23 protein-coding genes, 1 tRNA gene and 1 pseudogene are annotated in these 24,577 nt (G+C 67.4%); 11 read left to right on the forward strand and 14 right to left on the reverse strand.

The annotated features are described in order from the left end of the window. Positions 1–10 precede the first annotated feature (10 nt). Positions 11–619, reverse strand: a pseudogene (locus AB0H50_RS19050) (N-6 DNA methylase); the annotation flags it as partial. Between the two features lie 108 nt (positions 620–727). Between AB0H50_RS19050 and AB0H50_RS19055 the strand changes: the two are divergent. Beyond that, positions 728–1,423 carry a nitroreductase gene (locus tag AB0H50_RS19055; RefSeq protein WP_357454025.1) on the forward strand — a complete coding sequence of 232 codons (696 nt, stop codon included), beginning with the start codon at positions 728–730 and terminating at the stop codon, positions 1,421–1,423. Between the two features lie 37 nt (positions 1,424–1,460). On the opposite strand, the gene AB0H50_RS19060 is transcribed toward AB0H50_RS19055, so the two are convergent. From AB0H50_RS19060 to aceE, 8 genes are all read right to left on the reverse strand, one after another. After that, the gene (locus AB0H50_RS19060) at positions 1,461–1,928 is read right to left on the reverse strand and encodes a helix-turn-helix domain-containing protein (RefSeq protein WP_357454028.1); all 468 of its coding nucleotides are present in this window, start codon (positions 1,926–1,928) and stop codon (positions 1,461–1,463) included. A gap of 41 nt (positions 1,929–1,969) precedes the next feature. After that, positions 1,970–2,200 carry a hypothetical protein gene (locus AB0H50_RS19065; protein WP_357454031.1) on the reverse strand — a complete coding sequence of 77 codons (231 nt, stop codon included), beginning with the start codon at positions 2,198–2,200 and terminating at the stop codon, positions 1,970–1,972. A 72-nt stretch (positions 2,201–2,272) separates the two neighbouring features. Beyond that, complete coding sequence (locus AB0H50_RS19070) at positions 2,273–3,706, reverse strand: carboxyl transferase domain-containing protein (RefSeq protein ID WP_357454033.1); 1,434 nt, start codon at positions 3,704–3,706, stop codon at positions 2,273–2,275. 121 nt (positions 3,707–3,827) lie between these two features. Beyond that, positions 3,828–5,078, reverse strand: a complete 1,251-nt coding sequence (locus AB0H50_RS19075; protein ID WP_357454036.1) for a KasA/KasB family beta-ketoacyl-ACP synthase — start codon at positions 5,076–5,078, stop codon at positions 3,828–3,830. A 10-nt stretch (positions 5,079–5,088) separates the two neighbouring features. Continuing rightward, positions 5,089–5,388, reverse strand: coding sequence for a meromycolate extension acyl carrier protein AcpM (gene acpM / locus AB0H50_RS19080; RefSeq protein WP_014982996.1), 300 nt, complete (start codon positions 5,386–5,388; stop codon positions 5,089–5,091). Between the two features lie 124 nt (positions 5,389–5,512). Beyond that, complete coding sequence (locus AB0H50_RS19085) at positions 5,513–6,427, reverse strand: ACP S-malonyltransferase (protein ID WP_357454039.1); 915 nt, start codon at positions 6,425–6,427, stop codon at positions 5,513–5,515. A 128-nt stretch (positions 6,428–6,555) separates the two neighbouring features. Then, positions 6,556–7,830 (reverse strand): helix-turn-helix domain-containing protein, encoded by a 1,275-nt coding sequence (locus tag AB0H50_RS19090; protein ID WP_357455294.1) that lies wholly within the window; start codon positions 7,828–7,830, stop codon positions 6,556–6,558. 71 nt (positions 7,831–7,901) lie between these two features. Further along, positions 7,902–10,820 (reverse strand): pyruvate dehydrogenase (acetyl-transferring), homodimeric type, encoded by a 2,919-nt coding sequence (gene aceE, locus AB0H50_RS19095; protein ID WP_357454042.1) that lies wholly within the window; start codon positions 10,818–10,820, stop codon positions 7,902–7,904. A 278-nt stretch (positions 10,821–11,098) separates the two neighbouring features. Here aceE and AB0H50_RS19100 point away from each other — a divergent pair, with 278 nt between their 5' ends. From AB0H50_RS19100 to AB0H50_RS19135, 8 genes are all read left to right on the forward strand, one after another. Continuing rightward, the gene (locus AB0H50_RS19100) at positions 11,099–11,650 is read left to right on the forward strand and encodes a hypothetical protein (protein ID WP_357454045.1); all 552 of its coding nucleotides are present in this window, start codon (positions 11,099–11,101) and stop codon (positions 11,648–11,650) included. 121 nt (positions 11,651–11,771) lie between these two features. After that, positions 11,772–12,194 carry a DUF3052 domain-containing protein gene (locus tag AB0H50_RS19105; protein ID WP_357455297.1) on the forward strand — a complete coding sequence of 141 codons (423 nt, stop codon included), beginning with the start codon at positions 11,772–11,774 and terminating at the stop codon, positions 12,192–12,194. 72 nt (positions 12,195–12,266) lie between these two features. Next, positions 12,267–12,731, forward strand: coding sequence for a peroxiredoxin (locus AB0H50_RS19110; protein ID WP_357454047.1), 465 nt, complete (start codon positions 12,267–12,269; stop codon positions 12,729–12,731). Positions 12,732–12,763: 32 nt separating this feature from the next. Continuing rightward, positions 12,764–12,835 (forward strand) — tRNA-Val (locus AB0H50_RS19115). Positions 12,836–13,433: 598 nt separating this feature from the next. Then, positions 13,434–14,303 (forward strand): metal ABC transporter substrate-binding protein, encoded by an 870-nt coding sequence (locus tag AB0H50_RS19120; RefSeq protein WP_357455300.1) that lies wholly within the window; start codon positions 13,434–13,436, stop codon positions 14,301–14,303. Further along, entirely contained in the window at positions 14,300–15,049 is a 750-nt protein-coding gene (locus AB0H50_RS19125) for a metal ABC transporter ATP-binding protein (protein ID WP_357454050.1), read from the forward strand. Before AB0H50_RS19120 ends, AB0H50_RS19125 begins: the two co-directional genes overlap by 4 nt. 1 nt (position 15,050) lies before the next feature. Beyond that, positions 15,051–15,920: a metal ABC transporter permease gene (locus tag AB0H50_RS19130; RefSeq protein WP_357454053.1), complete on the forward strand. Its 870-nt coding sequence runs from the start codon at positions 15,051–15,053 to the stop codon at positions 15,918–15,920. A 189-nt stretch (positions 15,921–16,109) separates the two neighbouring features. After that, entirely contained in the window at positions 16,110–16,862 is a 753-nt protein-coding gene (locus AB0H50_RS19135; protein ID WP_357454055.1) for a TIGR02206 family membrane protein, read from the forward strand. A 975-nt stretch (positions 16,863–17,837) separates the two neighbouring features. On the opposite strand, the gene AB0H50_RS19140 is transcribed toward AB0H50_RS19135, so the two are convergent. Together AB0H50_RS19140 and AB0H50_RS19145 are read right to left on the reverse strand one after the other, a co-directional pair. Then, on the reverse strand, positions 17,838–18,374 hold the full coding sequence (locus tag AB0H50_RS19140; RefSeq protein WP_357454058.1) for a DUF3145 domain-containing protein: 537 nt from the start codon (positions 18,372–18,374) through the stop codon (positions 17,838–17,840). 92 nt (positions 18,375–18,466) lie between these two features. Next, positions 18,467–19,297, reverse strand: coding sequence for a serine hydrolase domain-containing protein (locus AB0H50_RS19145; RefSeq protein ID WP_357454061.1), 831 nt, complete (start codon positions 19,295–19,297; stop codon positions 18,467–18,469). 111 nt (positions 19,298–19,408) lie between these two features. Here AB0H50_RS19145 and AB0H50_RS19150 point away from each other — a divergent pair, with 111 nt between their 5' ends. Further along, positions 19,409–20,599, forward strand: coding sequence for a serine hydrolase domain-containing protein (locus AB0H50_RS19150; RefSeq protein ID WP_357454064.1), 1,191 nt, complete (start codon positions 19,409–19,411; stop codon positions 20,597–20,599). A 573-nt stretch (positions 20,600–21,172) separates the two neighbouring features. After that, positions 21,173–21,526, forward strand: a complete 354-nt coding sequence (locus tag AB0H50_RS19155) for a DUF1801 domain-containing protein (protein WP_357454066.1) — start codon at positions 21,173–21,175, stop codon at positions 21,524–21,526. Between the two features lies 1 nt (position 21,527). On the opposite strand, the gene AB0H50_RS19160 is transcribed toward AB0H50_RS19155, so the two are convergent. From AB0H50_RS19160 to AB0H50_RS19170, 3 genes are all read right to left on the reverse strand, one after another. Continuing rightward, positions 21,528–22,658, reverse strand: a complete 1,131-nt coding sequence (locus AB0H50_RS19160; RefSeq protein ID WP_357454069.1) for an NDMA-dependent alcohol dehydrogenase — start codon at positions 22,656–22,658, stop codon at positions 21,528–21,530. Positions 22,659–22,802: 144 nt separating this feature from the next. Beyond that, entirely contained in the window at positions 22,803–23,387 is a 585-nt protein-coding gene (locus AB0H50_RS19165; protein WP_357454072.1) for a DinB family protein, read from the reverse strand. Positions 23,388–23,459: 72 nt separating this feature from the next. Next, positions 23,460–24,524 (reverse strand): phosphotransferase family protein, encoded by a 1,065-nt coding sequence (locus AB0H50_RS19170; RefSeq protein ID WP_357455303.1) that lies wholly within the window; start codon positions 24,522–24,524, stop codon positions 23,460–23,462. Positions 24,525–24,577 lie beyond the last annotated feature (53 nt).

The raw sequence follows: 24,577 nt of genomic DNA on the forward strand, positions 1-24,577 counted from the left end.
AGAGCTTGGTGTCGCCGAGGTCGTACAGCTCGACCGGGGACAGCTCGCCGAGCAGCACCGCCCGAATGTTCGCCCCCGCCTTGGTGGTCAGGAACCGATTGGCACACAACAGGCCGAGAGCCCCGCCCGAACAGAGCAGTCGCGGCGCGGCGGCGACGAACGGGTGGGTGAGATCGATGCGGCCACGCAGCCCGTACTGCCTGCTGAGCAGCCGCGCGGTGTCGCCGCCGAGCTGCTGGGTGCGCACGTAGGGCGGGTTGGTGATGATCGCGTCGAAGGACCCGTCCTCGAGGTCCGCGGCATCGGCGAGGAAGTCGCCCGCGTGCCAGTCGACCTCGACGTGCTCGGCCGCCGCCCGTGTCCGCGCCGCGGCGAGCCCGGACTCGTCCAGGTCGTACCCGGTCAGCCGGAGGCGGACGCCGGGCAGCAGGGTCGCGGCTTCCAGGTGCAGGGCGAGCAGGAGTTCTCCGTCGCCGCATGCCGGGTCGAGCAGACGCAACTCACCGTTCGGCCCGGGACGCGGGGCGTGCGCGAGCAGCCGCCGCGCGAGGAACCGCGCCAGCGCAGGCGGGGTGTAGTGCCGCCCATGCCGTTTGCGCTCCCTTGGGTGCGGACCCATGGGTGGGATTGTGCCTCGTCAGGACGCCGCGGGCGCGCCGGTTCTAAAAAGAGACCATAGCGACTAGCATTCAGTCTCGAAATGGAACCAACCTGGAGGAGGCCGTCCATGAGCCCAACCACTGCGCCCACCGACGCGTTCGCGACCCTGACCCGAATCCTCGACGAGCGATGGACCTGCCGGTTGTTCCGCTCCGACCAGGTACCGCGACCGACCATCGAGGCGCTGCTGCGCGCGGCCCAGCGGACCCCCTCCTGGTGCAACACCCAGCCGTGGCAGGTTGCCATCACCGAAGGCGCGGCCACCGATCGGTTCCGCAAGGAACTGCTCGAACATGTCCAAAGTGCCGCGCCCGCACCGGATTTCGCATTCCCCGCGCAATACACCGGGATCTACCGGGACCGCAGACGCGAGTGCGGGCTGCAACTGTACGACAGTGTCGGAATCGTCAAGGGCGACCAGGCGGGCACCATGCGCCAAGCGCTGCGCAATTTCGAACTCTTCGACGCACCGCACGTCGCGATCATCAGCACCGAGGCCGATCTCGGCGTCTACGGCGCCGTCGACTGCGGCCTCTACATCGGCACGTTCTTGCTCGCCGCCCAGAGCCTCGGGCTCGGCGCGGCCCCGCAGGCCGCCCTCGCCTCCTATTCGCCTTTCCTCCGTGAGTATTTCGGACTCACCGAGAACCGCCGCGTCGTGGCGGCCATCTCCTTCGGCTACCCCGACACCGACCACCCGGTGAACGGCTTCCGCACCAGCCGCGACCAGACCGACCAGGTCGCCGCCTGGTTCACCGACTGATCAACGGGATCGGCACCGCACCAACACTTCTCACGAATCAGCCGACCTGGCGGTCCGCCCCCGTCAGGCCCGGCCCCGGTTCGGGGCTGACATCGCGGGCGGTCAGCTCGCCTGCGCAGACGTCGCATTCGAGCCGGACGTGCGCCTCGCCGGTGCATTCGCGATGACGGTAGTGCACCGGCGGACCGTCCGGCGCCATGTAGGCATCGCCCCAATCCCGGATGGCCATCAGGATCGGGTAGATGTCGTGCCCCTTCTGGGTGAGCCGATACTCCTCGTGCGCGCCGACCGCCGCCGGTCGCTTCACCAGGATGCCGTGCTCGATCAACCGGTCCAGCCGGTCCTGCAGCCTGCTGCGGGAAATGCCGAGCGCGCTCTGGAAGCCGTTGAACCGGCGAATCCCGGAGAACGCGTACTTGAGGATGACCAGCGTCCACCGGTCACCGAGAACCACCAGCGGCCGCGTGATGGAACACGGCTCGTCGGCAAGATCCTCGTAACGCACCCCTCGATGCTACTCAGCACCGCAATCCACGCGATCGCCTCTCACGCGTCTTCGCGGCGATGGATGACGTACTCGAACTGCCCGTCCTCCGGATCGGCATGCAACGGCCACGGCTCCGCTTCGAGCACAGGGCGCCACTCCAGTGTCCGGCGCGCGTCCTGTTCGGCGAGCGACCGCGCGTCCGCCACCTCGGCGCAGGAACCGAGCATCTGCTCCTCGGTGCCGCAGAACTCGCAGCTGTGCACCTTGCTGACCTCGTAGCGCTCCGGCACGGCGGATCTCCTTCGGGACGGAAAAAGCGTGGGCCCCGGGACGATTCCCGGGGCCCACGCGGAGTCCTCACATCACAGCGGGATGTTCTTGTGGTGACTCTTGCGCGCGGGCGCGGCGGCCAGCGCGGCGGCGATGACGCTGCGGGTCTTGGCCGGGTCGATGACCTCGTCCACGACGCCGATCGCGATGGCGCGCTCGACGCCGCCCGCGATCTTCTCGTGCTCGGCGGTGAGCCGCTCGTGCAGCGCCTCGCGCTCCTCCTCGGGAGCGGCGGCGAGTGCCTTCTTGTGCAGGATGCCGACCGCGGCCTTGGCACCCATCACGGCCACCTCGGAACCCGGCCAGGCGTACACCGCGGTCGCGCCGAGCGAGCGGGCGTTCATGGCGATGTAGGCGCCGCCGTAGATCTTGCGGGTGACCAAGGTGACGCGCGGGACGCGGGCCTCGGCGAAGGCGTGCAGCAGCTTCGCGCCGCGACGCACCACGCCCTCCCACTCCTGACCGACACCGGGCAGGTAACCGGGCACGTCGGTGACGACGATCAGCGGAATGCCGAACGCGTCGCACAGCCGCACGAACCGAGCCGCCTTCTCGGCGCTCTCGGAGTTCAGGCAGCCGCCGAGGCGCAGCGGGTTGTTGGCCAGCACGCCGACGGTGCGTCCGCCGAGGCGGCCGAGACCGACCACCATGCTGCGCGCGTATCCGGCCTGCAGTTCCTCGAACGAGGACTCGCCGTCGACGTTGTCGAGCAGTTCGTGCACGATCGGTTTGACGTCGTAGGCACGCTTGGCCGACTCCGGCAGCATCGCCTTCAGGTCGACGTCGCCGTGCGCGGCGGCACCCAGGTCGAACTCGCCTTGCTCGGCGAACATCGACACCAGGCGGCGGGCGCGGTGCATGGCATCGGCCTCGTCGTCGGCGACGATGTGGCACACGCCGGACTTCTTGCCGTGCGTCTCCGGGCCGCCGAGGGTGGCCATGTCGACCTGCTCGCCGGTCACGCTGCGCACCACGTCGGGGCCGGTGACGAAGACCCGGCCCTCGGGGGCCATGATCACGATGTCGGTGAGGGCGGGACCGTAGGCGGCGCCGCCCGCGGCGAAGCCGAGCACCACGGAAATCTGCGGAACCAGGCCGGACGCGCGGACCATGGCCTCGAAGACCAGGCCGACCGCGTGCAGCGCCTCGACACCCTCGGCGAGCCGGGCGCCGCCGGAGTGCCAGAGGCCGACGACCGGAACACCGGAGTCGATGGCGGTGTCGATCGCGTCGACGATGTGCTTGCAGCCCTCGACGCCCATCGCGCCGCCCATGACGGTGGCGTCGGAGCAGTAGGCCACGGTGCGGACACCGTCCACCTCGCCGATGGCGGCGAGGACACCGGACTTGTCACGCGGATGTAGCGGAAGAACGGTGCCGGGATCGAAGAAACGCTGGAGCCGGCCCAGCGGGTCACGCGGATCGGTCGCAGTTTCTGGTTGAAACGCGGAAGCCATGATTGTCATCGCGTTTACTCCTCAATCAAGAGATGCCGCTACCGCGGCTGCGTATGTCGAACTCCGGTGGGGTCGGGCCAGTTCTGTTGGCCGACCCCACCGGGGATCGTTGTTGCAGTCAGTCGTGCGGCTATGCGCGACCGAAGGCGAGCGCGACATTGTGCCCACCGAAACCGAAGGAGTTGTTGATCGCGTACTCGATCTCCTGGCGGCGGGCTTCACCCTTCACCACGTCGAGGTCGACCTCCGGGTCCTGGTTCTCCAGGTTCAGCGTCGGCGGGACAATTCCGTCCCGGATGCTGAGCACGGTCAGCACGGACTCGAGCGCGCCGACGGCGCCGATCGAGTGACCCAGCGCCGACTTGGGCGCGTACACCGACGGGTGGTTGCCGACGGCCTTGTTGATCGCGTTCGCTTCCGCGGTGTCGCCGATCGGCGTCGCGGTGGCGTGCGCGTTGATGTGGGTGATGTCCTGCTTGGACAGGCCTGCGGTCTGCATCGCGCGGGTCATCGCGCGGGCGGCGCCGGTGCCCTCGGGGTCGGGGGCGACCAGGTGGAAGCCGTCCGAGGTGATGCCTGCGCCGAGCAGACGGGCGTGGATGGTGGCACCGCGCGCCTTGGCGTGCTCCTCGGTCTCGAGGGTCATCAGCGCACCGGCCTCGCCGAAGACGAAGCCGTCGCGGTCCTTGTCGAACGGACGCGACGCACCCTTGGGGTCGTCGTTGCGCGTACTCATCGCGCGCATCATGGAGAACGCCGCGATCGGCACCGAGTCGATGAAGCCCTCGACGCCGCCGGTAACGACCATGTCGGCGTCACCCATCACGATCATCCGCCACGCGTTGGCGATGGCTTCCGATCCGGACGAGCACGCCGAGACCGGAGTGACCACTCCTGCCCGGGCCTTCAGCTCGAGTCCGACGCAGGCCGACGGTCCGTTCGGCATGACCATCTGAACAGCGAGCGGCGAAATCTTGCGATAGCCGCCGTTCTTCAGCTTGTCGACCGAGTCGATGAGCGCGTCGCCGCCACCGAGACCGGTGCCGATCGCCACACCCAGACGGTCGAGGTCGACCTCCGGGCTGCCCGCGTTCTTCCACACCTCGCGACCGAGGACGGTCGCGAGGCGCTCGACGTAGGCCATGCGACGGATCTCGACCCTGCTCAGCAGGGTGTCGGGGTTGACCTTCAGGTGGCCGCCGATGCGGACCGGGAGGTCGTATTCCTCGACGAAGGAATCCTCGAGAACGTCGATGCCGCTCTCGCCGTTGAGGAGTCCCTTCCACGTCGCATCGACGTCGCCAGCGATCGACGTGGTCGCCGCCAGGCTCGTTACGACGACGTTGGGGAAATTCCCGTTCAGGGTGGAAGGAGTGGTCACTTTTTCGGCCCTACTCGGCGTCGAACTTGGCCTTGAGCTCCGCGGCCGCGTCAGCGTTCTCGGCCTCGAGCTTCTGAATGTAGGCGACAGCGTCGCCGACCGTCTTCAAGCTGGCCAGATCCTCGTCCGGGATCTTCACACCGTACTTGTCCTCGGTCTGCACAGCGATTTCGACCATGGACAGCGAGTCGATGTCCAGGTCATCGACGAAGGACTTCTCGATCGTCACTTCGGAGGGCTCGATACCCGTGACCTCTTCGATGATCTTGCCGAGTTCCTCGACGATTTGTTCCTGGGTCAGAGCGGCCACTTGGTGGCTCCCTTCTTGTTACTTTGTAGGGCTTTTCTTTTTGTTTTTCGGACCGAGCACGCCGGTAGTTACCGTCGGTTCGGTCACGACCTCGCATTATTTCGATGCACGGTCGCGGAGAAAGCTAGCCGGAGGTCGTCAGTTCGGCCAACGCGGGGAGGTCCTCGGGGGTTTTCAGCGCCAGGTTCGGCGTGCCCTTCAGCTCTCGTTTCGCAATGCCGACCAGCGTTCCGGCCGGTGGCAGCTCCGCCACCGCCGAGACGCCCGCCTGCCGGACGGTCTCGGTGCACAGATCCCAGCGCACGGGTCGGGTGACCTGTGCGGCGAGCTTGTCGATCGCGTCCTGACCCGAGGCCACCGGCTGCCCGTCGAAGTTCGACAGCAGCACCCGGGTCGGATCGTTGGGCGTGATCTTGGCGATGGCCTCCGCGACCGCGTCCTGGGCCGGAGCCATGAACGCGGTGTGGAAGGCGCCCGCCACGGGCAGCGCCCGAACCCGCGCCTTTTCCGGCGGATTCGCGGCGAGCTCCGCGAGGGCATCCAGCTTGCCCGCGGCCACGATCTGGCCCACCGCGTTGCGGTTGGCCGGAACGAGGTCCAGTTCAGCGAGTCGCTCCAGTACGGCGGCTTCGTCGCCGCCAAGCACCGCGGACATTCCGGTCGGCTCCAGCGCGCATGCCTTGGCCATCTCCGCACCGCGGAGAGCGGCCAAGCCGACGGCCTCATCGGGACTGATCACGCCGGCGACAGCGGCGGCGGCGAACTCACCGACCGAATGTCCGCCGATGATCGTAGCGGCCGGAAGCGAATCCTGGTCGATTTCGGTGTAGGCCAGCAGCGCTGCCGCGACCACCAGCGGCTGGGTCACCGCGGTGTCGACGATCTCCTCGGCCGTCGCGGTGGTGCCGAGACGAACCAAGTCGAGGCCGGAGGCCTTGGACCACTGGGCGAGGCGATCATTCGCGCCGGGAAGGTCGAGCCAAGGCGCGAGCATGCCGGGTGTCTGGGACCCCTGTCCAGGGGCGAACAACGCGATCACGCCTCTAAGAAAACACTGTGAGCCCCGCCGCACGAGATGTCGGCGCGAATGAAGCTTCCGGATCGGTTTTGTGGGGGTCCCACAAAATCCCACGTGGGTCGACCCGATCGATCGACTCGCCTTCCGCGTTACAGCCCTTCGTGACCGATCGGGATCGGAGTTGCCTCTGGGGCTGATGTTGGCGTTTCGTTACGTGTTCGTGTCAAACGACCCACTGTTGCCGCGATACGGAGTACGTATGCGTCCCTCGGATTCATAGGATCACGGCCGGTGATCTCAGCGATTCGTTTGAGTCGGTAGCGAACCGTATTTGGATGGACGTACAGCTGACGGGCACACGTCTCGACCGCTCCCCCGCAATCCAGATAGGCGTCGAGGGTGTCGGCAAGCGCCGATCCAGCGGCGGCCAACGGGAGGACAACATACTCGTTCAGCGCGTCGATCGCACCTCGATCACCCAACAACGCGCGTTCGGGTAACAACTCGGCCGCGTGCACCGGCCGCGGCGCCCCACGCCAGCCCACAACGGCCTCCATGCCCGCCAGCGCCTCCACGGCGCTCGCGTGCGCCGCGCCGAGCGTCCGGGTGGTCGGTCCGATGACCACAGGACCGTCGGAGAACACCTCGGCGAGCAGGTCGGCCAGGAACGGCGAGACGTATCCGGCGTCGCCGAGATGCCCGCTCACCACCATGACCAACCGGGTGCCCTGCACGACCGCGAGCGCCGCCCGCCCGTGCCGCGCCGCGATGGCGTGCACCGAACCCACGGACGAGACGCCCTGTTCCCCCGGCGGCGTGCCGACGAGCACGGTGGCGGGCGCGGTGGCGTCCCAGTTCAGCGTGGCGGCCCTGGACAGCATGTCCGGACCGGTGTCGCCGCGCACCACCGCGTCCACCACGAGCGCCTCGAGGCGGGTGTCCCACGCGCCGCGTGATTCCGCCGCGCTGGCGTACACCGAGGCGGCCGCGAAACCGAGCTCACGCCCGTATCGCAGCACCGCCTCGGTGAGCGCGACAAGCTGCCGGTCGTTGCGCGCCAGCGCGGGCAGCCACTGTTCGAAGAACTCCATGGCCACGCGGACCATGTCGACCGTCTGGCGCAGCGTCAACCGCCGCGCCAGATCCTGCGGAATCACTTGGAAGGCGTCCAGGCTGAACCGGATGTCGCTGTCCGGATCCTGCAGCCACTCCAGGAAGTTCACCACCGCGGTCTGCACCAGCATCTGGACGCCCGCACGCTGCGCGGCGTCCAGATCGGCGAAGAACGGCAACCGATCCTGCATCGACCCGACCGCCTCGGTGGACAGTCGTCCCGAGAACTGCTTCACCCGTTTGAGCAGTGTGTCCGGGAGCGGGTCGCGATTCTGCCGGTTCGGAGAGAGCGCGCCGGTCGGCAGATACACCTCGTGCTCGGAGGAGCCTTCGGAGACCCGGCGGGGCCGCGGCGGTTTACGTTCCACAATCCAATATTCCGCTATGCGAGGTCTTCGTCCGAACCCACCGCCGCCTTCGGCGCGGCGTCCACGTCGTCGATCCGATACTTCGCGGCGGCCTCGACGGCCTTGGCCGGGTCGATCTTGCCGGTTCGGCCGAGCCCGGCAAGTACCGCGACCGCGATCGACTGCGCGTCGACATTGAAGACGCGCCGCGCGGCGGGCCGGGTGTCGGAGAAGCCGAACCCGTCCGTGCCGAGCGTGGTGAAGTCGCCGGGCACCCACTTGCGCACCTGATCGGGCACGGCGCGCATCCAGTCGGTCGCGGCGACGTACGGGCCATCGACCCGCGAAAGCGCCTCGGTGACGTACGGGACGCCAGGATCCTCGCCCGGCTTGCGCAGCGCCGCGATCTCCTTGGCCAGCGCCTCCTTGCGGAGCTCGCCCCACGAGGTCACCGACCAGACATCGGCCTGCACACCCCACTCCTCGGCGAGCAGCGCCTGCGCGCGCAAGCCGTCGGGCACCGTGACGCCGGAGACCAGAATCTGGGCGCGCACGTCGCCCTCGCCGCCGCGCCGGTACAGGTACAGGCCCCTGAGCAGGCCCGCGACGTCCAGGTCGTCCGGCTCGGCCGGCTGTTGGTACGGCTCGTTGTAGAGGGTGATGTAGTAGAAGATGTCCTCGCCGCCGAAGGTGTCGGTGTCGGGCCGCTCCATGGGCTCGGTGCCCGGCAGCGCGGCCTGATGCGACGGCGTGACGCCGCCGCCGTACATCCGGCGCAGACCGTCGCGCACGATGTGGGCGATCTCGAAGGCGAAGGCCGGATCGTAGGTCACCACCGCGGGATTGGTGGAGGCGAGCAGCAGCGAATGGCCGTCGTTGTGCTGCAGGCCCTCACCGGTCAGCGTGGTTCGCCCGGCGGTCGCTCCGAGCACGAATCCGCGCGCGAGCTGATCCGCGGCCGCCCACAGTCCGTCGCCGGTGCGCTGGAAGCCGAACATCGAGTAGAAGATGTACAACGGGATCATCGGCTCGCCGTGCGTGGCGTAAGAGGTGCCCGCCGCGGTGAACGACGCCGTCGAACCGGCCTCGTTGATGCCCTCGTGCAGGATCTGTCCGATCGCGCTCTCTTTGTAGGCAAGCATCAATTCCGCGTCGACCGATGTGTACAACTGGCCGTTGCGGTTGTAGATCTTCAACGAAGGGAACCACGAGTCCATACCGAAGGTACGGGCCTCGTCGGGGATGATCGGCACGATCCGCTTGCCGATCTCCTTGTCCCGCAACAGTTCCTTCATCAGGCGCACCAGCGCCATCGTGGTGGCCACATTCTGCTTGCCCGAGCCCTTGCGCACCGAGCGATATGCCTCGTCGCCCGGCAGTTGCAGAGGCTTCGCCAGGCTGCGCCGCTCGGGCAGGAAGCCGCCGAGCGCCTGGCGCCGGTCCAGCATGTATTGGATCTCGCGGGCCTCCATGCCGGGGTGGTAGTACGGCGGCAGGTACGGATCCTTCTCCAGCTCGGCGTCGGAGATCGGGATGCGCTGCAGGTCGCGGAAGTCCTTGAGATCCTGCAACGTCAGCTTCTTCATCTGGTGCGTGGCGTTGCGGCCCTCGAAGTGCTTGCCGAGGGTGTAGCCCTTGATGGTCTTGGCCAGGATCACCGTCGGCTGACCCTTGTGCGCCATCGCGGCGGCGTAGGCGGCATACACCTTGCGGTAGTCGTGACCGCCGCGCTTGAGATTCCAGATGTCCTGATCGGACATGTTCTGCACGAGCGCCTTGGTGCGCGGATCGCGGCCGAAGAAGTGGTCGCGGACGTAGGCGCCGTCGTTGGCCTTGTAGGTCTGGTAATCACCGTCGGGGGTGGAGTTCATCAAGTTCACCAGCGCGCCGTCGCGATCGGCGCCGAGCAGCGCGTCCCACTCGCGGCCCCAGATCACCTTGATGACGTTCCAGCCCGCGCCGCGGAAGAACGACTCCAGCTCCTGGATGATCTTGCCATTGCCGCGCACCGGACCGTCCAGGCGCTGCAGGTTGCAGTTCACCACGAAGGTCAGGTTGTCCAGGCCCTCCATGGCGGCCACGTGCGCGAGGCCGCGCGACTCCGGCTCGTCCATCTCGCCGTCGCCGAGGAACGCCCAGACGTGCTGGTCGGAGGTGTCCTTGATGCCACGGTCGTGCAGGTAGTGGTTGAACCGCGCCTGGTAGATGGCGTTCATCGGGCCGAGACCCATGGACACCGTCGGGAATTCCCAGAAATTGTTCAGCAGCCGCGGGTGCGGGTAGGACGGCAGCCCGTGGCCGAGGCCGCCGTGGCTGTACTCCTGCCGGAAGCCGTCGAGCTGGTCGGTGCTGAGCCTGCCTTCCAGGAAGGCGCGCGCGTAGATGCCGGGCGAGGCGTGACCCTGGATGAAGATCTGGTCGCCGCCGCCGGTGTGGTTCTTGCCGCGGAAGAAGTGGTTGAAGCCCACCTCGTAGAGCGCCGCGGAGGAGGCGTAGGTCGAGATGTGGCCGCCGACGCCGATGCCGGGCCGCTGCGCGCGGTGCACCATGATCGCCGCGTTCCAGCGGATCCAGGCCCGGTAGCGCCGCTCCACCTCCTCGTCGCCGGGGAACCACGGCTCGTTCTCGGTGGGAATCGTGTTGACGTAGTCGGTGGAGGTCAGCGACGGGATGGCAATCCGGCGTTCACCGGCCCGCTCCAGCAGGCGCAACATCAGGTAGCGGGCCCGGCCGGGGCCCTCGCGATCGAGCATCTCGTCGAAGGATTCGAGCCACTCGCTCGTCTCCTCCGGGTCGATGTCAGGCAGGTAGGACGCCACCCCTTCGCGGATCACCCGCACACGTCCACCCGACTGCGGCTGCGAACCGTTCGATTCGCGTCCGGCGGCGGTGGCGGGGGCGGCGGCGTTCGCAGCGGATTTCGCTGGAACGGAAGAGTCGATCAGGTCGGTCAAATCTGCTCCTCGTACAGGGGTGGACATGCTGTGGCGTCTGTTTCCCCGGGCGGGCGCGCTGGTGGGCGGACCACCCGTTACGTAAGGTTCGGGCGCACCCTCCATCCTTGCCGAGGATGCGTCCCAGGTCATCATGTCAGCAGGAAATCCAGTACCGTTTGCAGGAAACTGGTTACTCCCCAGTTGCCCCGGCAAGCGCCGGGAACTTGGCGTCGCTCAGCCGCCTGAACACCTGTTTTTCGATGACCGCCGATGGACCACCGAGAGTGGAGAGGACGATGAAGCTGCTGAACCCACGCGGGTTCGGACTGGTGTGCGCGACCGCCGCCGTCGCGGCCGGATTGACGGTCGCAGGCTGCGCCGATCGGGTGGCGGGGAACGCCTATCCGAACACGTCGGAGCTGGCCGCGTACAAGACAGAAGCGGCGGCATCGTCGGCCGCCGCCACCTCCTCACGGCGGGCGGCGGCGCAAGCCCAGGCGATCAGCGACAACTGCGCGCAGTTCCCCGCCATCACCGGCGCGGGCGTGACGAGCTACAACGCCTTCGTCGACGCGCATGATTCCAACGCACCCGACTACGCCGCGAAGCGCGACGCGGCAGTGCAAACCCTCGAAGACGCCGCAACGAAGGTCGAAACCGGAGTGAACACCGCCGCGGAGCCTCTGCCGCCGGATCTGGTCGCGAACCTCACCGAATATGTCGCCGCCGCACGCGCGTTGGCCGCGGAGACCCGCACCATGACCTACACCGCGCCCGTCGGCGCGCTCAACGAGGCGAGCAAGCGGGTGAACGACGCGCGCAACGCCGTCCGCACCGCGTGCCCGTAACGCGGACGACACGGCGTCCGACGCGACATTCGTGATCATTTCGGCCGATCGGCTTGCGCTCGAGCCGATAACCATGTTCGCTTGCAACTATCTACTGTCTGGAGTTGAGGAGGACACCACCGTGGTCGCCGCGGCGGACGCGCAGAACTACGCTCAGAAGCTTGGCATTACACACGGCATGGTTGTCCAGGAGCTGGGCTGGGACGAGGATACCGACGACGACCTGAGGGCCGATGTCGAGGACGCCAGCGGTGGTGAAATGGTCGACGAGGACTCCGACGAGGTCGTCGACGCCGTACTGCTGTGGTGGCGAGACGGGGACGGCGATCTGGCCGACGAGCTGATGGAGGTCATCAGCCCACTGGCCGACGACGGTTTCATTTGGGTCCTCACTCCCAAGACCGGCCAGCCTGGCCATGTCGATCCGAGCGAGATCGCCGAAGCAGCGCCGACCGCCGGTCTGACCCAGACCTCGGCGATCAGCCTCGGCGCCTGGACCGGCAGCAGACTGGTACAGCCGAAGGCTCCGTCGAAGCAGCGCTGAGCCTTTCGCTATGGTTTCGCCGGGCGGTGTTACCGCCGCCCGGTGGAGACCCGAACCGATGGAGGATCGCGTATGCCGCTCGAGGTGGGCACCCTCGCGCCGGATTTCACGCTGCGGGACCAGAACAACCAGGACGTCACGCTGTCGGACTACCGCGGCAAGAAGAACGTGCTGATCGTGTTCTATCCGCTCGCGTTCACCGGCATCTGCCAGGGCGAGCTGTGCAAGGTGCGCGACGAGCTGCCCAAGTTCCAGAATGACAACGCCGACATCCTCGCCATCTCCGTCGGCCCGCCGCCAACCCACAAGATCTGGGCCGCCGAGCAGGGCTACACCTTCCCCCTGCTCTCCGACTTCTGGCCGCACGGCGCCATCGCCCAGGCCTACGGCGTCTTCAACGAGAAGTCCGGCTATCCCAACCGCGGCACCTTCGTCGTCGACCGCGACGGATACATCCGCTTCTCCGAGATGAACGGCCCCGGAGAGCCCCGTGACCAGGCGGCTTGGGAGAAAGCGCTCTCCGCGCTAGATTCATAGACCGTTGCCCGTCGGCCCCACCGACGGGACACGGGCGTATAGCTCAGCGGTAGAGCACTGGTTTTACACACCAGCGGTCGGGGGTTCGATCCCCTCTGCGCCCACTTCACTCGATGCGAGACCCATGCCCACGGAGGGCGCGGGCCTTGTCTCGTTTCGTCGTGTTTTGCGGGGGCGGAGCCCCCACCCCCCACCCGGCGGGCTCCGCCCCCGGACCCCCGCCTCTGGCTCACCTACCCAAAGCCGCTCCCCCCGGACCCTCATGCTTGTGGTTGCGTCGGGTGGTCAGTGTCCGGTGGGTGTTCGCTCGGCGGGCGCTGCTCTAACCCGGACCGCAGCAAGCCGTGACCACTGCTTTCCTGACTGCTGATCGGATGCGCACGGGCCTCAAAGGAAGCGCTCGGAGGGTGGTCGACGGCGGACCTCGACGGCGCACGTCATCGGCCTTTGCCATCTCGCCGACAGTGCTGTCGAATACCGTTCGAGGCAGCAGACACGGCGGCCGCTTTGCTGGACGCCGCTGACCCCGGGGTTCCCAAGTTGTCACCCTCGGCACCGGGCGGGAGCGAAAGCACTGTTCGGAACGCTCCAACTTGAAATTTAGGTACGCCGAACTTTACTATTCGGCCTGTGAAGGTTTGGCTCCATCCGTTGTTCCGCACCCCCGCTCGTGCGCTCGCCGCCCTGCTCGGCACGGTCGCGATGACCGCTACCCTCGCCGCCTGTGGCGAGTCCGCGAACCGGAACGAGAAGCCGGTGGTGCTGACCACGTTCACCGTGCTCGCCGATATCGCTCGTCAGGTCGCGGGTGAGCATCTCGCCGTCGAATCGATTACGAAGGTGGGCGCGGAGATTCACGGCTACGAGCCGACTCCGGGCGATGTGCGCCGGGCCTCGACCGCCGATCTCATCCTCGACAACGGCATGAACCTCGAGGCTTGGTTCGCGCAGTTCGTCGAGGATGTCGACGTGAAGCACGTCGTCGTCAGCGATGGCGTGACGCCGATGTCGATCACCGAAGACGCATACCAGGGCAAGCCGAATCCGCACGCGTGGATGTCGCCGCTGAACGTGAAGGTCTACGTGGACAACATGATTCGCGCGTTCAGCGAACTCGATCCGGAACATTCCGCCGACTTCGAAGCCGCAGGCGCGGCTTACCAGGCCGAACTTCAGAAGATCCACGACGAACTGGTATCCACCCTCGCCACGCTGCCACCCAACGAGCGCGCTCTGGTGACCTGTGAGGGCGCGTTCTCCTACCTGGCTCGCGACGCCGGGCTCACCGAGAAGTACATCTGGGCCGTCAATGCCGAACAGCAGGCCACACCGCAGCAGATCACCTCGGCCATCGATTTCGTCCGTGCGAACCGGGTGCCCGCCGTGTTCTGCGAATCGACGGTCTCGGATGCGCCCATGCAGCGCGTGGTCGAGGCGACCGGGGCACGGTTCGGCGGCGTGCTCTACGTGGACTCGCTGTCGGAGGCGAACGGCCCGGTGCCCACCTACCTGGATCTCATCAGGCACGACGCCAAGACCATCAGTGCGGCGTTGACGGGAGCCCGGCCATGACGCCCAGCATCGAAATCCGTGATGTCACAGTCCACTACGGCGAGGTGCTTGCGCTCGACGGCGTCGATCTGACCCTGCAACCAGGACGCGTGTGCGGACTCGTCGGCATGAACGGCTCCGGCAAGTCGACGCTGTTCAAGACGATCATGGGTCTGGTGCGACCCGATCGGGGCACGGCGCGCATCGACGGAGCCGATCCCGCGGCCGCGCGGCGCGCCGGAAAGCTCGGCTATGTGCCACAGAGCGAGGCTGTCGACTGGAGTTTCCCGCTCTCGGTGCGCGATGTGGTGATGACCGGACGCTACGGCCATATGGGTTTCACCCGCCGCCCCCGTCGCGCGGATCGCGAGGCCGTGGCACACGCTCTCGAGCGTGTGGAACTGACCGACCTGGCCGACCGCCAGATCGGTCAATTGTCCGGCGGACAACGCAAACGCGCCTTCGTGGCGCGCGGAATCGCCCAGGGCGCAACGATTCTGCTGCTCGACGAACCGTTCGCCGGAGTCGACAAGCGCTCCGAAGCCACCATCACCACGCTGCTGCGTGAACTCGCCGCCGACGGCGCCACCATCCTGGTGTCCACCCACGACCTGCACGCACTTCCCGATCTCGCCGACGAATCGGTACTGCTCATGCGAAAGGTCCTCGCGCACGGCGACACCCACGAGATCCTGCGCCCGGAGAAACTGGCCCTGACCTTCGGACTCGATGTGCTGGAACGCGATTCACTTCCGAAGGCGGGTTGAGATGTCCCTGGTCGAGTTCTTCGTCGATCCGCTGCGCTACGAGTTCATGGTCCGGGCGCTGACCACCACCCTCGTCACCGCCGTGGTGTGCGCGACGCTGTCGTGCTGGCTGGTGCTGATCGGCTGGTCCCTGATGGGCGATGCGGTGTCGCACGCGGTGCTACCCGGTGTCGTCCTCGCGTACATCGTCGGCGCGCCGTTCGCGGTGGGCGCGGTCGTCTTCGGCTTCCTCGCCGTCGGACTCATCGGCGTCGTCCGCAATACCAGCCGGGTCAAGGAAGACGCGGCGATCGGCATCGTGTTCACCACGCTGTTCGCCTTCGGCCTGGTCCTGGTCTCGGTGACACCGAGCCAAACCGACTTGAACCACATCATCTTCGGCAACCTGCTCGGCGTGAGCCGTGACGAACTCGTCCAGATCGCCATCCTCGCCGTCATCGTCCTCACCGCCCTCGTCCTGAAGCGACGCGACTTCACCCTCTACGCCTTCGACGCCACCCACGCGCACGCCATCGGCCTGCGCCCTCGCATTCTCGGCACCGCGCTCCTCGCGCTGCTCGCCTTGACCGCGGTCCTCGCGCTCCAGGCGGTCGGGGTCATCCTGGTGGTGGCCATGCTGATCATTCCCGGAGCCACGGCGTACCTGCTCACCGATCGCTTCGGCCGCATGCTGCTGATCGCCCCTGCGGTGTCCGCGCTCTGCTCGGTGATCGGCCTGTACGTCAGCTACCACCTCGACACCGCACCGGGCGGGATGGTGGTCGTGGTCCAGGGTGTTGCGTTCACGCTGGTGTACCTGTTCGCCCCACGCCAGGGCGTCATCGGCCGCCGCATCACCGCGGCGCGCCGCCGCACCGCGGTCGCGGCCTGACCACGCGATCGCGGACCGGCTGACCTGCCCCCAGTTCCACGCCCTGGCGAATGCTCGACGTGGAGTTGTGCACGCCGGGTGGTCGGACTGAACGCAGACAGACCAGCCGACGCCATCGATGCGCTGCTCGGGGACTCGCCCCGCACCGCGTCCACAAAATCCACGCCACGGCACCACTAAACTGGCTAGGTGGACGCACCCACGGCGCAGCGGGATTTCTCCGCATACGGGCTGTCGCACTGGATCGTGCTGGCCTTGTTCGCGGTGGGCGCGGTGCTGGTCGTCGTGATCGGACGAAAGCACCGAAACGACACCGCCGCACGCCGTTTCAGCCGGACGTTCGGGGTGGTGACGCTGGGGCTCTATCTGGCGATCTATCTCTCCACCCTGTTCCCGCCAGCCCTCAGCCGCTCGGTGCCGCTGCGCCTGACCGATCTCGCGACCATCGTCGCCGGCTACGCGCTGCTGACACACGAGCGCTGGGCATACGCGCTGACCTACTACTGGTGCCTCACCCTGAGCACACAGGCGCTCATATCACCGGCGCTGCAGAGCCCCGACTTCCCGAACTACGAGTTCCTGGCTTTCTGGGCGATCCACCTGGCCGTCGTCTGGGCCGCGATCTACTTGACCTGGGGCATCGGCATGCATCCGACCTGGCGCAGCTACTGGTTCGCCGTGGCGGTCACCGTGGCGTGGGTCGCGGTCACGTTCGTCTTCAACTCCCTCGCCGACACCAACTACGGTTTCGTCAACCGGAAGCCCTCGACCCTGTCGCTGCTCGACGTGCTCGGACCGTGGCCTTGGTACCTGGCGACCGTGGCCGGTTTGCTGCTCGCCGCGTGGGCTTTGATGACGTGGCCGTGGGTGCGGTCCGCGTCGAGGTCGGGGGCGCTTGCTCCGAGCCATCGGGTGAGTTCGCAGCGGACCGAAGACAGCTGATCCTCATGGGCTTTCGCGGCTGGCATGTGAGGCCACCCGGAAGCTAGCCGGTTGGTGTTACCCAGGCTGAGGCGGTGAGGGCTTGGCGTGGCATGTCCGGTTCGTCGACGGTTCCCAGTGCTGGGGCTCGACCGGGTGCGCCTACCGTCGGGTCCTTGGGTTTCGTTTGGGCGGAGGATTGCGTCGGGTTGACGGGCCCAGCGTTGGGGGTTCCCAGAGGGTGGGCCTGCCCGGGTTTCGGACCCAATGTTGCCGGTGCTCAGTAGGTCTACCTACCCAGGTTTGCCTCGGAGCAGTGCTGGGCACGTCGTGTGCCGTACCCGGCTTACCTCCCGCAGTTGTGGTGCGCGATCCGGGCTTCCGGCGTGGTCGACGGGCTGTGGTTGCGTCCAGAGAGTGCAAATGTGAAGAGCTCGTCGGTCTGTCAAGGCCCCAACCACCATTTGACTACGGTCGATAGAGAAATGGATTCGACGGTAGTCATATGGTGGCCGTTCAAGATCGAATAGCCACCATATGACTACCGTCGATTTTCCGAACCGGCACGTGCTCACCCGCGACGCGCGCCACCGTCGCACCGACTGCCTCACACGCACTTACCCGTCACAGCGCCAGTGCGAGTGTCAGGAGTGCGAACTCCGTGTGCGATCACCGCACCCACCGCACTCCGACGCCGGAACCCCGCCCGCTCCCGACCAGAACGGGACCGCAGCCAGATGACTACGCCGGAACTCGAGCCCACGCCCACCGACTGCGGGAGGTAAGCCGGGTACGGCTCCCGACGCGCCCAGCACCGTTCGAGGCAAACCTGAAACAACCGCGCGTGAACTAGCAGGCCAAGCCCCCGGAACCACGTTCCCCAACGCAACGACCAACCCCAACGCAACCCATGAACGCCAAAGCCAACGAAACCCCACACCGCACCACCGGAAACCCAAGCGGCGGAACCCAATTCGCGCGGGTCTAACCGAAGACCTACCCCACGTCCCGCCGCAACCACGTCACTTCCGCACCCGCACCACACTCCCCGGAGCGGAAGACCTCCAGATCCTCATCCCACGCGGTCCCCAACGCGCGATCGATCTCTGAAGCCAGGTCGTACGCCGAGTACTTCCCCAGCTCCCGCGCCGCCTGAAGCATCGCCCGCAACCGCATCTCGCCAAGGGTGACATCACCATTGGCACTGGTGGACCCGTGCCACAACCCCAGCCCGGGCACGAAGCTGTAGCGCTCCCCGTCCACCCCGTCGCTGGGGTCCTCGGTGATCTCGAATCGAAGCACCGGCCAAGAGCGCAACGACTGGGCGATCCTGGCGGCGGTGCCGACGGGTCCGATCCAGTCGCTGGTGGCGCGCAGTTGACCGTCGGCGGGTTGGGTGGTCCAGCGCAGTTTCGCGGGGGAACCGAGTGCCGAGGTGAGTGCCCACTCGACGTGCGGGCACAACGCGGCGGGCGACGAGTGGATCCACACCACACCCGCCGTCGCGTCCGCGAACTGACTCGATGCGCGCACCACTACCTCCAGCTCAGACGAGGGACGTCTTCCCCAACGACCCGTCCAGCTGGCGTTGCCTGAGTGTACTGGAGTGCCCGAAGTTACGTATGTTACTTCGCGAGCGTGTTGCCCGCGAGTCTCGCTTCGGCGATCACCGCGTCACTCAGGACCGGCCACACCTCCCGTGCCCAGTCGCCGAAATTCTCGTCCGCCAACGCGACACACGCCACCCCAATTGCCGGATCGACCCACAGGAAGGTGCCCGACTGGCCGAAATGGCCGTAGGTGCGCGGGGAGTTCGCGCCGCCGGTCCAGTGCGGGGATTTCCCATCGCGGATTTCGAAACCGAGTCCCCAGTCGTTGGGCCGCTTCGAGCCGTAGCCCGGCAAGATGCCGTTCACGCCGGGGAATTGCACGGTGGTCGCCTCGGCGTGGGTCTGCGTGGAGATCAGCCGCGGGTTCAGCAGTTCGGCGGCGAACAGCAGCAGGTCGGCAACGGTGGACCGGCAAGCGTGTCCGGCGGATCCGGTGAGCACCGAGGATTCCATGCCGAGCGGTTCGAACACCGCGTCCCGCAGGTACTCGTCGAACGCGATACCGGTTTGCTCGGTGACGAATTCGGCGAGCACCTCGAAACCGGAACTCGAGTAGATGCGGCGGGCGCCTGGTTCGGCGAGCACGTCGGTGGTGTCGAAGGCTAGGCCGGAGGTGTGCGCGAGCAGATGGCGGACGGTCGCGCCCGGCGGTCCCGCGGGTTGGTCGAGCTCGATCGCGCCCTCTTCCACCGCGACGAGCACGCCGTAGGCGACCAGCGGCTTGGTGACCGAGGCCAGCGGGAAGACGCGCTCGGCGTCGCCCTGCGAGACCGCGCCCGCGCCGGTGACCACACCGGCGGCCGCGTGTCGAACCGGCCAGTCCTTGATCTGCTCGAGTGCACGCACGAAACGAGCCTAACGAGACCGCGCCGGCGCCGTGCCACCGCGACCGGAAATCGGTCCGGTGTGCACAGCCCCGGGGGAAGATCTCGGTACCGCCGGTACCATCGACGCACCATGACTGCACCCACGATCCACGGCGAGGTGGCCCCCGGCTTCGGCCCGGTCGCCGACGCGTTCCGTCGCAATTTCTCCCGGCACGGCGAAATCGGCGCGGCCGTAGCCGTTTTCGCGGGCGACCAGCCCGTGGTGGACCTGTGGGCCGGGTACCGCGACCGGCATCGCACGCAGCCGTGGGAGCGGGACACGATCGTGCCGGTCTTCTCCTCGACGAAGGGCATGGCGGCGTTCGTGGTCGCGTCCGCCGTGTCGAAGGGCGTCCTGGACTACGAGAAGCCGGTCGCCGACTACTGGCCGGAGTTCGCCGCGCACGGCAAGGGCGCGATCACGGTACGCCAGCTCATCGATCACCAGGCCGGACTGTCGGGACTCGACACCATCGTGAAACTGTCGCAGATCGCCGATCTCGACGGCCTCGCGAAGATCCTCGCCGCGCAGAAGCCCGCGTGGCGGCCCGGCACCCGGCACGGCTATCACGCGATCACCCTCGGGCTCTACCAGGGCGAGCTGGTGCGCCGCGTCGATCCTCGTGGCCGGACGCTCGGACGCGTCTTCGCCGAGGACATCGCCGAGCCGCTCGGCGCGGACTTCTTCATCGGCCTGCCCGCCGACGAGCCGATCGAGCGCGTCGCCGTGCTCTCGGCCACCAAGGGCATGGACATCCTGCGCTACGAGCGCGACGTGCCGCTGCGCATCGGCGTCGAGGTCTTCCTGGAGCGCGGGTATTCCCATGCGGCACTGACCAACCCGCGCTGCGGCGCGCCCGCGCGAGCGACTCGCCGCGAGTTCCTCGGCGTGGAATTGCCCGGCCACGGCGGCGTGGGCAATGCCCGCTCGCTGGCCAAGATCTACGGTGCGGCCGCGGCACGCACCGGCGCGCTGCCCATCGCCGACGACTTGCTCGGCCTGCTCGCCGCGGCCGACACCGCCGACGACGTGCCCGCCGAGGATCTGGTGTTGCACACCAAGAGCCGCTATCACCTGGGCTTCCGGAAGTCGCGCGGTTCGTTCCGGTTCGGCTCCGACAAACGTGCCTACGGCACCACCGGCCTCGGCGGCTCGTTCGGCTTCGCCGATCCGAGCACCGGTCTCGGCTTCGGCTACACCATGAATCGCCTCGGCATGGCCGTCCTCGACGACGTGCGCAGCCGCAACCTGCGCGAGGCACTGCTGCGCTGCAAGGTCTGATCGCACGCAGCGCTACTGATCGGTCCCACACTGCTGATCGCACGCGGCCACGTACCGGCGACGCCACGCCGCCTCGGCATCGCCGTCCTCGACCATGCGCAACCGCACCGCGCGCGAAGCACTGCTGCGCTGCAGAGTCCGATCGCCGCAGCGCTACTGATCGGCCCAGCGCTGCTGATCGCATGCAGCACGCGGCCACGTACCAGCGGCGGCGATGTCGCCTCGGTATGGCCGTCCTCGACCATGCGCAATCGCACCGCGCGCGAAGCACTGCTGGGCAGCAGAGTCCGATCGCCGCGGCGCTGCTGATCGCACGCAGCACGCAGTCGACCGGCGGTGTGGACGCCGATCCGACATACAGGACCGGGCGATTCCCGCGACATGGCCGTTCCGTGACACGGTCCGGATCGGCAGCGATCGTGCGTCGCCGAGATCACCTCGACCGGTGACTGCGACACGACCGACGCGACCACGGCCGATTCCGCCTGGATGAGCCGGGTAACCCGCCCATGGCTGCGTACACTGACGACGCTCGACCTACTCGTCGGATCGATCACCCGATCGGAGGACCTCGTGGCAGGGCGTCCCGCGACCATCGACGCCTACATCTCGGGCTTTCCGGAAGAAGTGCGCGCCGCCCTGGCCGAGCTGCGCAGGACGATCCACACCGCCCTGCCCGGCGCCGTCGAGTCGATCAGCTACGACATCCCGACCTTCAAGCTGCACGGCCGTAACATCGTGCACTTCGCGGGATGGAAGGAGCACGTCAGCCTCTACCCGATCCCGGAGGGCGACATGGCTTTCGAGCGCGCGATCGAGCCCTACCGCGCGGGCAAGGGGACGTTGCGGTTCCCGCTCGGCGCGCCGATGCCGCACGATCTGATCACCCAGGTCGCGGTCCGGCTCGCCGAGCGGGTCGGCCGCTGATCTACCAGTCGGCTTCGGTGTAGCGGATGATGCCGCGAATATTCTTGCCGTCCAACATGTCCTGGTAGCCCTGATTGATCTCCTCCAGCTTGTAGCTGCGAGTCACCATGTCGTCCAGGTTGAGCTGGCCGGACTTGTACAGCGACAGCAGGCGCGGCGCGTCCTGGCGGGCGTTGCCGCCGCCGAAGATGCAGCCCTTCACCGTCTTCTGCAGCATGGACAGCAGGAAGCTGTTCATCTTCACGTCGCCGGCGTCCATGCGGCCCATGGAGGTGACCACCAGGGTGCCCGCCTTGGCGGTGAGGATCAGGCCCTCTTCGATGTAGTCGCCGTGCATCTCGCCCATGGTGAGGATGACCTTCTCGGCCATCCGTCCCTCGGTGGCGTCCATCAGCGGCATGATGGCCTCGGCCATGCTGGCGTAGGTGTGGGTGGCGCCGAACTTCTGCGCCTGCTCCCGCTTCCACGGGTTGGGGTCGATGGCGACGACCTTGGACGCGCCGGAGAGCACCGCGCCCTGCAGCGCGCTCATGCCGACGCCGCCGATGCCCGCGATCACCACGGTCTCACCTGGCATCACGTTGGCCACGTGCGTCGAGGAGCCGAACCCGGTCGGCACGCCGCACCCGACCAGGCAGGCCACCTCGAACGGGATGGTCGGGTCGATCTTCACCACCGAGGTGTGGTGCACCGTCATGTACGGCGCGAAGGTGCCGAGCAGGCACATCGGGATGACGTTCTGGCCGCGCGCCTGGATGCGGTAGGTGCCGTCGCTGATCGCCTGGCCGAGCAGCAGACCCGCGCCGAGGTCGCACAGCGCCATGTTGCCCGAAACGCAAGCCGGACAGCGGCCGCACGCCGGGATGAACGACAGGATGACGTGGTCACCGACCTGGAGATCGCTCGGCACGTTCGGCCCGAGTTTGGTGATCACGCCCGCGCCTTCGTGGCCACCCATCACGGGGAACGCGGGCATCGGTGTCGCACCGGTGACGATGTGGTGATCCGAGTGGCACATACCGGCGGTTTCCATCCGGATCTGCACCTCGCCGGCGACCGGATCGCCGACCTCGATCTCTTCCACCGACCACGGCTCGTCGATCCCCCACAGGATCGCGCCCTTCGTCTTCATTCCTGTCGACCTCTCGCGTGCACAGTGCTTCAATGTGACTGCACCCACAGTACGAGAAAAGTGGAACGCGTTCTAGTACCGGCCGTAAAAATCATCGGTGCGAAAGGACGCGATGCCCGAACACGTTCTAGAATTGGCCCCCGTTCAGCCGCGAACGTCGTGGACGTGATGGACGAGGTCGTGCACGAAGTACTTCGCCAGCGAGTCGACGGTGAAGAACGACCCGTCGCCGCGCCGCACCCGCAAACCGCGGTCCGCTATCGGCACCGCTTCGAACGCCCGGGCCGCCGTCTCGGCCGCCAGCGCCAGCTCACCCGAGACCGCAGCAGGCTCCTGCGTGTCGTAGCGGTCGGCGATCGCGGTCGCGTCCTGATCCCAATTCGAAAAGACCGGAACGCCGTCCGGCGTCTCGTCCGCGGCGAGCCCGCGAGCGTCGAAGGCGGGCACCCGCGGATCCACCGCGGCGGTGCGCGTGGCCACCGCGGCCCGGTACGCGAAGATCCGGCACACATCGCGCACGTGGGCCGCGTACTCCAGTGGCGCCCAGGTCGACTCGTCCGGCCGATGCCGCGCATCGGGGCGTTCGAGTACTGCGCGCAACCGGTCGGCGCTCTCCCGCGCCAGCGCGGGCACCCGCTCGTATACGGTCGCGGCGGCGTCGAATCCGCATTCGGGGCAGGCGCGCTCCAGCACCCAGGTCCAGTTCTTCACATCGGGAACGATCGGCATGCGTCGAAAATAGAACTGGCCGTATATGAATCGCCATCCATATACGGCCAGACTTCGTCGAGATACGGTCCGTCACTCCATCAGACGATGCGCCCGCTCGAACAGCTCCAGGGTGATGGCGTGCAGAAAGTCGCCGACCTGCTTGGGCGCCTTCCCCGCGAAGGCGCGCGCGTGCGTGCCCTCCAGCACGATGCCCAGCTTGAAGCAGGCCAGCACGGTGTACCAGGTGACGTGGCTCAGATCGCGATCGGAGAACCGGCCGTAGTGCTCGACCATCTCCTCGGGGGTCGGCAGACCGCCGACCGCGCCGAGCTTGCCGACCAGCGCCGCTCCGGTGGTGCCCGGCTCGGGCCGGGTCGCGATCTGCCAGCCCAGATCGAGCAGCGGATCGCCGATGGTGGACATCTCCCAGTCCACCATCGCCGCGACCTCCGGCCCCTCGTAGGAGAACATCATGTTGGCCAGGTGACAGTCGCCGTGCAGGATGCCCGGCGTCCAGTTCGCGGGCCGGTTGCGGTCCAGCCACTCCCCGACCTGCCGCACGCCGGGAATCTCCGGACCCGGGTAACCCTCGTTGACCGAATACGATTCGAGCTCGCCGAGCCAGCGCGGCACCTGACGCTCCAGGAATCCCTCCGGCTTGCCGTAGTCCTCCAGGCCGAGCGACCGGTAGTCGAGCGCACCGAGCCGGGCGATCGCCTCGACCGCGGACAGGCCCATCTGCCGCCGGATCTCGGGATCGTTCGCGTGCAGCTCGGGCAGCTCGTTCTGCGGGTTGAAGCCGATGATCGGCTCCATCAGGTAGAAGACCGCGCCGATGACCGACTCGTCGGTGCAGGCTGCGACGACCTCGGGCGCGCGAACGCCGGTCCCGCTGAGCGCGCCGAGCAGTCGCGCCTCACGACGGATGACCTCGTTGCTCTTGGCCCGCAGATGCTTCGGCCCGCGCCGCAGCACATAGTCCCGGCCGCCGCGCTGGAACCGCAGCATGATGTTCTGCGTGCCGCCGCCCAGCGAGGTCACCCCCTCGAACGCGCCGCCGGGCAGGCCCTGTTCTTCCATCCATTTCCCGACGATCGCGAAATCGACGACCTCGCGATCCACTTCGACCGGTTGCGCAACAGACATGCCCCACATTCTGCACCACTCGCCCACAGCAACTGAAGGCATGTGACAACAGTTCGCGCCGC

The sequence above is a fragment of the Nocardia sp. NPDC050793 genome (assembly GCF_040654065.1).
GTDB lineage: Bacteria > Actinomycetota > Actinomycetes > Mycobacteriales > Mycobacteriaceae > Nocardia.

Excerpts from the sequence above, each read along its gene's own strand:
- AB0H50_RS19055 (WP_357454025.1), top strand. The coding sequence starts at position 728 with ATGAGCCCAACCACTGCGCCCACCGACGCGTTCGCGACCCTGACCCGA.
- AB0H50_RS19160 (WP_357454069.1), bottom strand. The coding sequence starts at position 22,658 with ATGAAGACGAAGGGCGCGATCCTGTGGGGGATCGACGAGCCGTGGTCG.
- AB0H50_RS19150 (WP_357454064.1), top strand. The coding sequence starts at position 19,409 with ATGACTGCACCCACGATCCACGGCGAGGTGGCCCCCGGCTTCGGCCCG.
- AB0H50_RS19165 (WP_357454072.1), bottom strand. The coding sequence starts at position 23,387 with ATGCCGATCGTTCCCGATGTGAAGAACTGGACCTGGGTGCTGGAGCGC.
- AB0H50_RS19130 (WP_357454053.1), top strand. The coding sequence starts at position 15,051 with ATGTCCCTGGTCGAGTTCTTCGTCGATCCGCTGCGCTACGAGTTCATG.
- AB0H50_RS19120 (WP_357455300.1), top strand. The coding sequence starts at position 13,434 with ATGACCGCTACCCTCGCCGCCTGTGGCGAGTCCGCGAACCGGAACGAG.
- AB0H50_RS19070 (WP_357454033.1), bottom strand. The coding sequence starts at position 3,706 with ATGACAATCATGGCTTCCGCGTTTCAACCAGAAACTGCGACCGATCCG.
- AB0H50_RS19125 (WP_357454050.1), top strand. The coding sequence starts at position 14,300 with ATGACGCCCAGCATCGAAATCCGTGATGTCACAGTCCACTACGGCGAG.
- AB0H50_RS19110 (WP_357454047.1), top strand. The coding sequence starts at position 12,267 with ATGCCGCTCGAGGTGGGCACCCTCGCGCCGGATTTCACGCTGCGGGAC.
- AB0H50_RS19100 (WP_357454045.1), top strand. The coding sequence starts at position 11,099 with ATGAAGCTGCTGAACCCACGCGGGTTCGGACTGGTGTGCGCGACCGCC.
- AB0H50_RS19170 (WP_357455303.1), bottom strand. The coding sequence starts at position 24,524 with ATGTGGGGCATGTCTGTTGCGCAACCGGTCGAAGTGGATCGCGAGGTC.